This window comes from Pseudomonas fluorescens (genome assembly GCF_001623525.1).
GTDB lineage: Bacteria > Pseudomonadota > Gammaproteobacteria > Pseudomonadales > Pseudomonadaceae > Aquipseudomonas > Aquipseudomonas fluorescens_Q.
The window spans coordinates 971856-984902 of record NZ_CP015225.1; the positions used below are offsets into that span (position 1 = coordinate 971856).

Annotated in this window: 7 protein-coding genes; all 7 read left to right on the forward strand. The window is 61.2% G+C overall.

Annotation, left to right across the window (positions count from 1 at the left end; all coding sequences use genetic code 11):
- The first annotated feature begins 38 nt into the window (after positions 1–38).
- The 7 genes from TK06_RS04115 (at position 39) to TK06_RS04145 (ending at position 12905) form a co-directional block, all read left to right on the forward strand.
- Positions 39–1148: an efflux RND transporter periplasmic adaptor subunit gene (locus tag TK06_RS04115; protein WP_063320948.1), complete on the forward strand. Its 1110-nt coding sequence runs from the start codon at positions 39–41 to the stop codon at positions 1146–1148.
- A complete protein-coding gene (locus TK06_RS04120; protein WP_063320949.1) occupies positions 1145–4225 on the forward strand; it encodes an efflux RND transporter permease subunit in 3081 nt (1026 codons plus the stop codon). Before TK06_RS04115 ends, TK06_RS04120 begins: the two co-directional genes overlap by 4 nt.
- 56 nt (positions 4226–4281) lie before the next feature.
- On the forward strand, positions 4282–5574 hold the full coding sequence (gene fabF, locus TK06_RS04125) for a beta-ketoacyl-ACP synthase II (protein ID WP_063320950.1): 1293 nt from the start codon (positions 4282–4284) through the stop codon (positions 5572–5574).
- A gap of 231 nt (positions 5575–5805) precedes the next feature.
- Positions 5806–7521: a type I secretion system permease/ATPase gene (locus TK06_RS04130; RefSeq protein WP_063320951.1), complete on the forward strand. Its 1716-nt coding sequence runs from the start codon at positions 5806–5808 to the stop codon at positions 7519–7521.
- Between the two features lie 19 nt (positions 7522–7540).
- Complete coding sequence (locus TK06_RS04135) at positions 7541–8851, forward strand: HlyD family type I secretion periplasmic adaptor subunit (RefSeq protein ID WP_238992582.1); 1311 nt, start codon at positions 7541–7543, stop codon at positions 8849–8851.
- 1 nt (position 8852) lies between these two features.
- Positions 8853–10160 carry a TolC family protein gene (locus TK06_RS04140; RefSeq protein ID WP_063320953.1) on the forward strand — a complete coding sequence of 436 codons (1308 nt, stop codon included), beginning with the start codon at positions 8853–8855 and terminating at the stop codon, positions 10158–10160.
- A 123-nt stretch (positions 10161–10283) separates the two neighbouring features.
- Positions 10284–12905, forward strand: a complete 2622-nt coding sequence (locus tag TK06_RS04145; RefSeq protein ID WP_063320954.1) for a M10 family metallopeptidase — start codon at positions 10284–10286, stop codon at positions 12903–12905.
- Positions 12906–13047 lie beyond the last annotated feature (142 nt).

A 13047-nucleotide genomic window follows, 5' to 3' on the forward strand; every position in this document is an offset into this window, starting at 1 on the left:
GAATGATTTCCCCATCCTCTGTCCAGTAAAGGGAACCTATGCTCCGGCTCCGACCTGTCACCCTTGCCGCTTGCTTGTTGCCTCTTGTCCTCACGGCGTGCGGCGACTCATCCACTGCCACCGATCCGCGCACGCTTGCTCCTCTGGTGAGGGTTGCGCAGGTGCAGGGTTCCTCCGTCGGCGCTCGCTCTTTCACTGGCGTCGTGGCGGCCCGCGTCCAGAGCGACCTGGGTTTTCGTGTGTCAGGCAAGGTCCTGGAGCGGTTGGTGGATGCCGGTCAGGCGGTCAAGAAAGGCCAGCCGCTGATGCGTCTGGACCCCATCGACCTGGGCTTGCAGGCGCGAGCCCAGCAAGAGGCTGTCACGGCCGCGCGCGCCCGGGCCAAGCAGACCGCGGACGATGAAGCTCGATATCGCGAACTGGTGGCCGCCGGGGCGATTTCGGCGTCGGGCTATGACCAGATCAAAGCCGCCGCCGATACCGCGAAGGCGCAGCTCAGCGCCGCCGAGGCGCAAGCCGACGTGGCCCGCAATGCGTCCGGCTATGCAGTGCTCCTCGCCGACGCCGATGGTGTGGTGATGGAAACGCTCGCCGAGCCGGGGCAAGTCGTCAGTCCGGGTCAACCGGTGGTCCGACTGGCGCGAGCCGGGCAGCGCGAAGCCGTCGTGCAACTGCCCGAGACCCTGCGACCAGCCGTCGGGTCCAGCGCCCAGGCGACGCTGTATGGCAGCACCAGCGGGGCGGTCACCGCCAGGCTCAGACTGCTTTCCGATTCGGCTGACCGGGTGACCCGTACCTTTGAAGCGCGCTATGTCCTGGAGGGCGCCCTGGCTAATGCACCGCTGGGCTCGACCGTCACACTGCGTATCGCCGAGGGCGTGGCCCAGGGGCCGGTGCTGCAAGTGCCGATTGCGGCGCTGTACGACCCCGGCAATGGCACTGGCGTGTGGGTCATCGACGGCGAGCCGGCAAAAGTGACTTGGCGTCCCGTCCAGGTCTTGGGCTTGAGCGACGACGCGGCGCGCGTTGCAGGCCGTCTCAACGTCGGTGAGCGGATTGTCGCCCTGGGTGCACATCTGTTGCGTGAAGGCGAGCCCGTCCGGCTGCTTGCACCGGGCGATGTGAACATCGCGGGGACCCGCCAATGAGCTTCAATCTTTCGGCGCTCGCCGTGCGCGAGCGCGCCATCACGGTATTTCTGATTTTCCTGATCGCCGTCGCCGGGACCTTGGCGTTCTTCAAGCTTGGCCGCGCGGAGGATCCGCCGTTCACGGTCAAGCAACTGACCGTCATTACTGCATGGCCGGGGGCGACGGCGCGGGAGATGCAGGACCAGGTCGCCGAGCCCCTGGAAAAACGCCTGCAGGAGTTGAAATGGTACGACCGCTCGGAAACCTACACTCGTCCCGGCCTGGCTTTCACCATGGTTTCGCTGCTGGACCGCACGCCGCCTTCACAGGTGCAGGAAGAGTTCTACCAGGCGCGCAAGAAGCTCGACGACGAAGCCACCAAGTTGCCGGCGGGGGTGATCGGGCCACTGGTCAACGACGAGTACTCGGACGTGACGTTTGCGCTGTTTGCCCTCAAGGCCAAGGGTGAGCCGCAGCGCCTGCTGGTGCGCGATGCCGAGGTGTTGCGCCAGCGCCTGTTGCATGTGGCGGGGGTGAAGAAGGTCAACATCATCGGCGAACAGGCCGAGCGCATTTTCATTTCCTTTTCCCATGACCGGCTGGCGACCTTGGGGGTCTCCCCCCAGGACATCTTCGCCGCACTGAACAGCCAGAACGTACTGACGCCCGCCGGCTCCATCGAAACCAAAGGGCCACAGGTTTTCCTGCGGGTGGAGGGGGCCTTCGATACCTTGGAGAAAATCCGCGACACGCCGCTGACAATCCAGGGGCGCACGTTGAAGCTCTCGGACGTGGCGACGGTTGAACGTGGCTACGAAGATCCGGCCACCTTCCTGGTGCGCAACAATGGCGAAGAGGCGTTGTTGCTGGGCGTGATCATGCGCGAGGGTTGGAACGGCCTCGATCTGGGCAAGGCGCTCGATGCCGAGACGAGCAAGATCAATGAAGACATGCCGTTGGGCATGACGCTGACCAAGGTGACCGATCAAGCCGTGAACATCGATTCGGCCGTCGGCGAGTTCATGGTCAAATTTTTTGTCGCGCTACTGGTTGTGATGCTCGTGTGCTTTCTCAGCATGGGCTGGCGTGTAGGCGTTGTGGTCGCAGCGGCCGTACCGTTGACACTGGCCATCGTGTTTGTGGTGATGGCGGCTACCGGCAAGAACTTTGACCGCATCACGCTGGGCTCGCTGATTCTGGCCCTCGGGCTGCTGGTGGACGACGCCATCATCGCGATCGAAATGATGGTGGTGAAGATGGAGGAGGGCTACGACCGGATCAAAGCCTCGGCCTATGCCTGGAGTCACACGGCTGCACCGATGCTGTCCGGTACGCTGGTGACGGCGATTGGCTTCATGCCCAACGGGTTTGCCCAATCGACCGCTGGTGAATACACCAGCAACATGTTCTGGATCGTCGGCATCGCCCTGATCGCCTCCTGGGTAGTTGCGGTAGCTTTTACCCCTTACCTGGGGATGAAAATGTTGCCGGACATCAAACCGGTCGAAGGCGGGCATGCCGCCATTTACAACACCCGCCACTACAATCGCTTCCGCCAGGTCCTGGCGCGGGTCATCAGCCACAAATGGCTGGTGGCCGGTACGGTGATCACGCTGTTTGTCGTGGCCGTCCTGGGCATGGGGCTGGTGAAAAAACAGTTCTTTCCGACTTCAGACCGTCCCGAGGTCATGGTCGAGGTGCAAATGCCCTATGGAACTTCCATCGAGCAGACCAGCGCCGCCACGGCCAAGGTCGAAGCCTGGCTGCAAAAACAGGCGGAAGCGAAAATCGTCACCGCCTATATCGGACAGGGCGCGCCGCGTTTCTTCCTGGCAATGGCGCCAGAACTCCCAGATCCTTCGTTCGCCAAGATCGTCGTGCTGACGGACAGCCAGGAGGCACGGGAAACCCTCAAGTTCCGTCTTCGCGAAGCGGTTGCCGCAGGGCTTGCCCCAGAGGCCCGTGTCAGGGCGACCCAGATTGTGTTCGGTCCGTATTCACCGTTTCCGGTGGCCTACCGGGTGATGGGGCCTGATCCGACGAAACTGCGGGAGATTGCCGCACGCGTACAGGACGTCATGCAAGCCAGCCCGATGATGAGGACGGTCAACACCGATTGGGGTCCGCTGGTGCCGACGCTGCATTTCAACCTGGATCAGGATCGCCTGCAGGCGGTCGGACTGACATCCAGTGCCGTCGCCGAGCAACTGCAATTCCTGCTGGCCGGGGTGCCGATCACGGCGGTTCGTGAGGACATCCGTTCGGTGCAGGTCGTTGGTCGAGCCGCCGGTGACATCCGTCTTGACCCCGCCCGGATCGAAGGCTTTACGCTGGTAGGGGCCGCCGGGCAGCGTATCCCGCTGTCCCAGGTCGGCGAGGTGGATGTACGCATGGAGGATCCGATCCTTCGGCGGCGTGATCGTACGCCGACCATCACTGTGCGCGGCGACATCGCCGAAGGCTTGCAGCCACCAGACGTATCGAGCGCGATGCTCGTGCTATTGCAGCCGATCCTCGACACGCTTCCTGACGGCTACCGGATCCAGCAGGCAGGGGCTATCGAGGAATCGGGCAAGGCCAACCAAGCAATCCTGCCCCTGCTGCCGATCATGGTGGCGCTGACGCTGCTGATCATCATTGTCCAGGTGCGTTCGATCTCGGCGATGCTCATGGTGTTCTTAACCGCGCCCTTGGGACTGATTGGCGTGGTGCCTATGCTGCTGATATTCCAACAGCCGTTCGGCATCAATGCCCTGGTCGGCCTGATCGCACTGTCGGGCATCCTGATGCGCAACACGCTGATCCTGATCGGGCAGATCCATCACAACGCCCAAGAAGGGCTGGATCCGTTCAATGCTGTCATCGAAGCCACCGTACAGCGGGCCCGCCCCGTGCTGTTGACGGCGCTGGCGGCGATCCTGGCGTTCATTCCCCTGACGCACTCGGTGTTCTGGGGGACGTTGGCCTACACGCTGATCGGCGGTACGTTCGTCGGCACCCTCATGACCCTGGTGTTCCTGCCGGCAATGTATTCCATCTGGTTCAAGATCCGTCCTGTCCAGCCTGCACCCATGGAAACAGTACGGCTGGTATAAACGAGTGTTCGCGCGTGGCTGCCAGTGTGCGTCCACCGAAAAATGAAGAGGTTCTTATGAGTGCTCCCGAAGGTCAAAAGCGAATCGTCGTCACGGGTGTCGGCATTGTCGGCCCCCTGGGCTGCGGTGTAGAAGAGGTATGGCAGCGGTTGCTGGCCGGCCGCTCCGGCATTCGTATCCTGCCTGGCGATATCACCGAGGGTACCGGTGTGGCCGTGGGCGGCCAGGTGCCGTCGTTGGAGGAAGACGCCAGCGCGGGTTACGACCCCGAACGCGTCATCCCGGTCAAGGATCGCAAGAAAATGGATCGCTTCATCGAGTTTGCGCTGGTGGCCGCCCATGAGGCCCTGGAGCAGGCGGGCTGGCATCCGACTGAAGCCGTCGACCAGGAGCGGAGCGCGACGATCATTTCATCGGGCGTGGGTGGGTTTGGCGCCATTGCCGATGCCGTACGCACCACCGACTCGCGGGGGCCGCGTCGGCTGTCACCGTTCTCTGCGCCGGCGTTTCTCGCCAACATGGCGGCCGGCCACGTGTCCATCCGGCATGGCCTCAAAGGCCCGCTCGGCGCACCGGTAACCGCCTGTGCCGCCGGCGTCCAGGCCATCGGCGATGCAGCCCGGCTGATCCGGAGCGGGGAGGCGGACATTGCTATTTGCGGCGGTACCGAGGCGGCGATCGATCGCGTGACCCTGGGTTGTTTCGCGGCGGCCAGGGCGCTCTCCACCGGTTTTGCCGAACACCCGCAGGAAGCGTCGCGCCCCTTCGACCGTGATCGCGACGGTTTTGTCATGGCCGAAGGCGCGGGGTTGTTGGTGATCGAGTCGCTGGAACACGCGTTGGCGCGTGGGGCCAAGCCCCTGGCGGAACTGGTCGGCTATGGCACCAGCGCCGATGCCTACCACCTGACGGCCGGCCCGGAAGACGGCAACGGCGCCCGCCGCGCAATGGAACAGGCGCTGCGCCAGGCCGCTGTCAGCCCGGCCGACGTGCAGCATATCAATGCCCACGCGACCTCTACCCAGGTCGGCGACAGCGGGGAACTGGCGGCGATTCGTTCGGTGTTCGGCACGGACTCCGGGGTGGCGATTACCTCGACTAAATCGGCTACCGGCCACCTGCTGGGCGCGGCCGGGGGCATTGAAGCCGTTTTCACGGTATTGGCGCTGCGTGACCAGATTGTGCCGCCGACCCTGAACCTGGTTAATCCTGACGAGGCCGCCGCTGGGCTTGATCTGGTTGGTCTGAAGGCCAGGAAGATGCCGATTACCCATGCGCTTTCCAATGGGTTCGGGTTCGGTGGCGTCAATGCCAGTGTGTTGTTTCGTCGTTGGGAGGCTGAGGCTTGAGCATTTGATCTGGTGTCGCCCGCCGCGAAGGGCCATCCCGCGCGGCGTATCACCCGTCACGCCAATTTCGATTTTTCCTTAAGAACTGCAAAACCGCGCCGATACAGCGCGGTAGATCCGATTGTGCGGGCGCTCCAGTGGTGTCCCGCCGAACGATATTCCAGGCGTTCGTGCGCCTGTGCCCTTGTGATTTTTCAGGTTTGACCAGAATCGGACCTCAGGTGATGAACCATGTCAGCCCACGCCAGGACCGAACTGGAAGGCGCCCTTGCCGTCTGCAAAGGTAGTTTTCTTGCCGTTGGTTTTTTCAGTTTTTTCGTCAACTTGCTGATGCTGGTTCCTTCGTTCTACATGTTGCAGGTGTATGACCGCGCGGTAGGCAGCGCCAGCCTGTCGACGCTGTTGATGCTGACGCTGATCATGTTGCTGTTGATGATCACCCTGGGTGGTTTGGAGTGGGTCCGTTCGCGAATCATGGTGCGGATCAGCACTCGCCTGGACACGCTGCTGAGCCAGCGTCTGTTCGACGCCAGTTTCAAGCAGGCGCTCAATACCAGTGGCATGAATGCCACGGCCCAGCCTTTGAGCGACTTGAATGGTTTGCGCCAGTTCCTGACTGGCAACGGCCTGTTTGCATTTTTTGACGCGCCGTGGATCCCGATCTACCTGGCTGTCATGTTCATGTTTCATCCCTGGTACGGCTGGATGGGGGTCGTGAGTGCAGCGTTGCTCGGCGCGCTGGCCTTTGCCAACGAAAAGCTTACCCACTCACCGCTGCAAGCTGCCAACCGCGAACAGGTGGCGGCCACCGCCCTCACCAACAAGAGCTTGCGCAACGCCGAAGTGGTGCAGTCCATGGGCATGCTTGCCAGCCTGCGCCAGCACTGGAGCGGGCGAGCCCACAAGGTTCTTGCGCTGCAAGGCCTGGCCAGTGACCGCGCCGCAACCATGACATCGGTGTCCAGGACATTCCGGCAGATCGTCCAGTCGCTGGTGCTGGGCCTGGGCGCCTATCTGACGATCAATCACGAGATTTCGTCCGGGCTGATGATTGCCGGCTCGATTTTGCTAGGGCGCGCACTGGCGCCCATCGATCAGTTGATCGGCGTATGGAAAGGCTTTCTGGGGGCCCGCTCGCAATATGCCCGGCTGCACGAATTGCTGCTCAAGATTGTCGCCGAGCCTGAACGCATGTCGCTACCGGCACCTGAGGGGGCGATTCGCGTCGAGGGCCTTTCGGCCGGATCCCCCGATGCTCGCAAGCCGATTATTCGCGGCGTGGGCTTTCAGGTCGCCGCGGGTGAAGCAGTGGGCATCATTGGTCCCAGCGGCGCTGGAAAGTCGACCCTGGCCAGGGCACTGCTCGGCGTCTGGCCAAGCCTGGCTGGCACCGTACGCCTGGATGGCGCGGACATCAGCCAATGGCGTAGGGAGGAGTTGGGCCCGTACATTGGCTATCTGCCGCAGGACATCGAGTTGTTCGAGGGCACCATCAGCCAGAACATTTCCCGCTTCGGCCCGGTGAACGCACCTGCCGTGGTCGCTGCCGCGCGCATGGCGGGTGTGCATGAGCTGGTGCTGCAATTGCCCGATGGCTACGACACGGTGATCGGCGCCAATGGCGGTGGATTGTCCGGCGGTCAGCGGCAACGTATCGGCCTGGCGCGCGCCTTGTACGGTGAGCCGCGCCTGGTGGTGCTCGATGAACCCAACTCCAACCTGGATGAGGCCGGCGAAAAAATGCTCGCCGAGGCGCTGCAAAAGCTCAGGCAGAGCAGGGCCACGGTGTTTGTCATTACCCATCGACCTGGGGTATTGGCGCAGGTGGATAAATTGTTGGTGCTCAATCATGGCGAATTGAGTCTGTTCGGGCCGCGGGACCAGGTCCTGGCCCGCTTGCGCGATGCGACGCCCGCGGCCCGCCAGGCTGCCGAGATTCAACCGTAGGAAGCGGATGAGCGATTTCATGCAAAACAGCAAACACTCGTCCACCGCGTTGCTTGTCGATGACACGCCGGTAAGGCGCGTCGGCTACCTCATGCTGCTGGTCACCTTCGGCCTGTTCGGTGGCTGGGCTGCGTTGGCCCCGCTCGACAGCTCGGCACTCGCGCCGGGCGTGGTCACGGTCAAAAGCTACCGCAAGACGGTGCAGCACCTTGAGGGCGGCATCGTGCGCGAACTGCGCGTGCATGATGGTGACCTGGTCAAAACCGGCGATGTGTTGCTGGTGCTCGACAACACCCAGGCCCGTTCGGAAATGGAAACGACGCGCAGCCAGTTGATTGCCGCGCTTCAATTGCAGGCCCGGTTGGAGGCTGAGCGTGACGCATTGCCCGAGCCTCTGGCGGTGCCTGCCCTGGATCCCGCGGACCCACGGGTGCAAGAAGCCCGCGACAGTGAAGCCCGGATCTTCCAGACCCGACGGACCTCGTTGCTGGGCGAAATCGGCTTGCAAGAGAAGACCATCGGACAAATCGAAGAACAGATTCGCGGATTCAAGGCCATCATCGCCAGCAAGCAAGCGCTGGCGGCTTCCTATCAAGAAGAAATAGTCGATTTGCGGGCACTGCTTGCCGAAGGCTACGTGGACAAACAGCGACTGCGCGAGCAGGAGCGCAGCCTCTCTCGCCTGCAAACCGAAATAGCTGAAAGCCAGTCCGAGATAGCGCAAGCGCATGTCCATATCGACGAGGCGCGGTTGAAGATACTGCAGTTGAAAAAGACCTTCGCCAGTGAAGTCGCCGGCCTGTTGGGCGATGCACGGACCAAAGTGTATGAACTGCGCGAGCGACTGGCCACCCTGCAGGACCGCGATCAGCGCACCGATATTCTTGCGCCCGAATCCGGAATGGTCATGGGCATGACGGTCCATACCCTCGGCGCCGTGGTCAGCCCAGGCACTGCGCTGCTGGATATCGTTCCGGCCAACGAAGAGCTGATCATCGAGGCGCAGGTGTCGCCGATGGACATCGACCGCATCGCGTTGGGCAAGCTGGCGGACATTCGCTTCAGCGCGTTCAAGAGCAGTACCACGCCTGTCATCGAGGGGCAACTGGTGCAGATTTCCGCCGACCGTCTGATCAACAAGGACACAGGCACGGCTTATTACCTGGCACGCGTGGCCTTGACGGACAAAGGGCGCCAGGCATTGGGCAACCTTACCCTGGTGCCGGGAATGCCGGTCGAAGTGCTGGTCAATACGGGCGCGCGGACGCTGTTGCAATACTTGATACAGCCGGCGAGCAATGTGTTCGCCCGTTCGTTGATCGAGGACTGAGATGAAGTTCCTGATCACGATGTGCCTGGCCCTCCTGCCGCTGGGAGCGCTCGCTGACGATACGTATATCGACCTGTGGCAACTGCACCAGGAAGCGCAGGGTGCTGATCCGCGTGTCCTGCGGGCACAAGCCCTGGTTCGAAGCGGCGAGGGCAAGGAACGCGCGGCCTTTGGTCAACTATTGCCACAGCTCAACGCCAGCGGCAGTGTCAACCGCAGCCGGCGCGACGACGACCTGGACCGTATCCAGTACAACGGCAAACGCATGGCCGTGATGCTCAATCAGGTGATCTACGATCCCCAGGTCTGGCGCAGTTACCAGAAGTACCTTGAGTTGGCCCGGCAGAGTGGCTACGAGTCGGTCGATACGCGGGTGCAGGCCAGCATTGATTTGTCCGAGCGTTATTTCGCCGTTCTTGCTGCGGAGGACGAGTTGTCGCTGGTGCGCAGCGAGCTGGAGGCGACCGAGCGTAACCTCAAGCGAGTCAAGGCCTTGTACGCGCGGCAGATGGCGATGGTGACCGACACACTCGACCTTGAGGCGCGAGTGGATGCGCTCAAGGCTGACGAGATCGAAGCCAGCAACAAAGTCCTGGCCAGTCGTGAAGCGATTTCCGAACTGCTGGGGCGCGATGTCAGCGAGCGGTTCAAGCGCATCGGCGACAATCCAGCCTTCATCCTGCCAGCGCAAGCGCAGGACTACTGGGTGCAGACGGCGCTCGACAGCAACCCGGCGCTGCACGCCCGGGAGCACAGTGTCCTCGCCGCCGAGGCGGCCATCGCTGAAAACAAGGCAGGGCATCTTCCCCGGCTGGGCCTGAATTTGACGGCGCAACGCAGTGACATTGGCTATGAAGGCGCCGTGACGCCTCGCTCGGACAACCTCGTTGCCTCCCTGGATTTACAGATGCCGCTCTACAGCGGCGGTTCCACCCGTGCCCGGGTATCGAGTTCCGAAAGTGACAAGGAAGCCGCCCAGCAGGAGCTGGAAGCCTTGCGTCGCCAGGTCATCAAGGAAACCCGCACTGCTTATCTCGGCATGACGGCCGAGCTCAGCCGGATCAAGGCTACACGGCGTGCGCTGGAGTCGGCTGAAAAGTCTCGGGTCGCCACGGAAAAAGCCTTCGGCTATGGCGTCAAGAATGCGGTCGATGTACTGGACAGTATCAAGGACGAGTTTCGTGCGCGGCGTGATTTTTATCAGTCCCAATACAAGTTCGTGACCAGCTTGCTGGTGCTGCATCGCTGGAGCGGAAGATTGGGAGATGGGGATATTCGCCGGGCCAATGAGTGGTTGGTTGCGCCATAGCTGGTTGGATTCAAGCTTGAAGCTAGTGGCTATATGATGTCACTTTTTCTGTTTCTAATGCAAAATAACCCATTGTAGCGGCCGCATTTCGGAAGGCCGCAGATTGCTCACAGGAGATTTCATATGCCCACTCCGGTTGGTTATTCATACACTTCGTCGGCAACGCTGACCGGCAATGCACAAGTCGACAGCTTGCTGGTTGGTACCTATTGGATGGGCAATACCTGGAGTACCGGTACGTTCACCACACCCCTGACGTACAGTTTCATGACTGAGACTTCGCGTTTTGCCCGCTACTACAGCAGTGACAATGAGTATGAGGCCAGCTACGTCCTGACGTCAGCCCAGCAAAGTGGTATTACCAGTGCGCTCGACCTGTGGGGCTCGGTTGCCAATATCAAATTCACCCAGGTCAGTGAATCCACCACCACCGTAGGCGACCTGCGGTTCGGCGGCTATCTGAATATGGAGAGCGACACCGCAGCCTGGGGCTATTTCCCTGCCGATACCCCCAGCGGCGGTGATGTCTGGCTCGGGCCAGTGACGAACAACCCAACCCCGGACAAGGGCACTTACGACTACCTGGTTTTTATGCATGAGATCGGCCATGCACTTGGTCTCAAGCATCCGTTCTCCCAAAGTCTGTCGAACACCACGGTGCTTGCAGCTCAGTTCGATGACGTTCGCAATACGATCATGAGTTACAACACCTCGTATTCTTATGAGCCCACCACTCCCATGGTGCTGGATATTGCCGCCATCCAAAGTCTCTATGGGGCCAACACTCAATGGCAGACTGGCAATAACACGTATCGCTGGGAGCCCAGCCAATCGGTTTTCGAGACGATCTGGGACGCGGGTGGTATTGACACGATCGACGCGAGCAATCAGCTGGCAGCGGTCCGCATCAACCTGAATGAAGGCCAGTTCAGTAAGATCGGCCAATCGTTTCTGGAGCTCGACACTCAAACGGCCTTCAGCGAAGGATTGGCGATCGCCTACGGTGCCAAAATTGAAAACGCATTCGGCTCGGCCAATGACGACACACTGATCGGCAATGCATTGGCCAACGTTCTGAACGGTCGCGCGGGCGAGGATACGATGATCGGCGGGGCTGGCAACGACACTTACGTCGTCGATAACATCGGTGACAGCGTGCAGGAAAGCAGCACCTTGGCCAGCGAAATCGATGCTGTCATTTCGTCCGTCAGCTACGTCCTGGGTGCCAACATCGAGACGTTGAGGCTGGGCGCAAGCGCCAATATCAACGGCACGGGCAACACGTTGAACAATCGCATCGACGGTAACGCCGGCGCCAATACCCTGGATGGCGGCAGCGGTATCGATAACTTGACTGGTGGTGCAGGCAATGACACTTACGTGGTCGACAACCTCAAGGATGTCGTCAGCGAAACCAGCGCCCTGGCCAGCGAAATCGACACCGTGCGCTCTTCAGTGAGCTGGACGCTGGGCGCCAACGTGGAAAACCTGATCCTGGCCGGTTCCGCCCCTATTAACGGCATTGGCAATGCCCTGAACAATGTGCTGACTGGTAACGCCGCCAACAACGTGCTGAACGGTGGAGTCGGACAGGACACACTGATCGGTGGCGCGGGGAATGACACCTACTTGGTCGACGACCTCAAGGATATTGTCAGCGAAACCAGCACCCTGGCTGGCGAAACCGATACCGTGCGTTCCTCACTGAAATGGAGCCTGGGCGCCAATCTGGAGAACCTCACGTTGACCGGCAGCGCTCACCTCAATGGCGGTGGTAACGCCCTGAACAACGTGCTGATCGGCAACGATGGCAACAACGTGCTGAGCGGTTGGGGGGGCAGCGACACGTTGGACGGCGGTAGCGGTATCGACACGCTTGTTGGTGGTACCGGCAACGACACTTATGTGGTCGACAACCTCAAGGATATCGTCAGCGAAACCAGCACCCTGGCCGGTGAAATCGATACCGTGCGCTCCTCACTGAAATGGAGCCTGGGCGCCAACCTGGAGAACCTCACGCTGACCGGCAGCGCTCACCTCAATGGCGGCGGTAACGCCCTGAACAACGTACTGATCGGCAACGACGGCAACAACGTGCTGAGCGGTTGGGGGGGCAGCGACACGTTGGACGGCGGCAGCGGTATCGACACGCTTGTTGGTGGTACCGGCAACGACACTTATGTGGTCGACAACCTCAAGGATATCGTCAGCGAAACCAGCACCCTGGCCGGTGAAATCGATACCGTGCGCTCCTCACTGAAATGGAGCCTGGGCGCCAATCTGGAGAACCTCACGCTGACCGGCAGCGCTCACCTCAAGGGCGGCGGTAACGCCCTGGACAACGTGCTGATCGGCAACGACGGCAACAACGTGCTGAGCGGTTGGGGGGGCAATGACACACTGAGCGGCGGTCTGGGCATTGACAGCCTCACCGGTGGAGCTGGAAGCGACCGCTTTGTCTTTAATACGCTGGGTGAGCTGGGCATGGGGTCCACCCGTGACACCATTTCCGACTTCAGCAGCCTACAGGGCGACAAGTTGGATCTGTCGAAACTCGATGCCAATCTCTTGACCTCGTTTGCCGACACGTTCAGCTTCGTAAATTCGAATGACTTCACGGCAGCAGGACAACTGCGCTTCGTCGATCAGGTGCTGTACGGCAACGTCAATGGCGATCTGGGCGCGGATTTTGAAATCCAACTGGTGGGTGTCAATACCCTTAATGTCACCGATCTGATCGCCTGATAGAGCAGTTCGGGGGGGCGAGGGAATGATCAGGGCCCTGAACCATTGAGCGCTCAGTGTCCCGACGGGCGCTCACTCAAGACAACCATGAACCCCATGGCGAGGAAGCACGCCCCCTCGCCACCTGTTTTGTCTTCTGCCT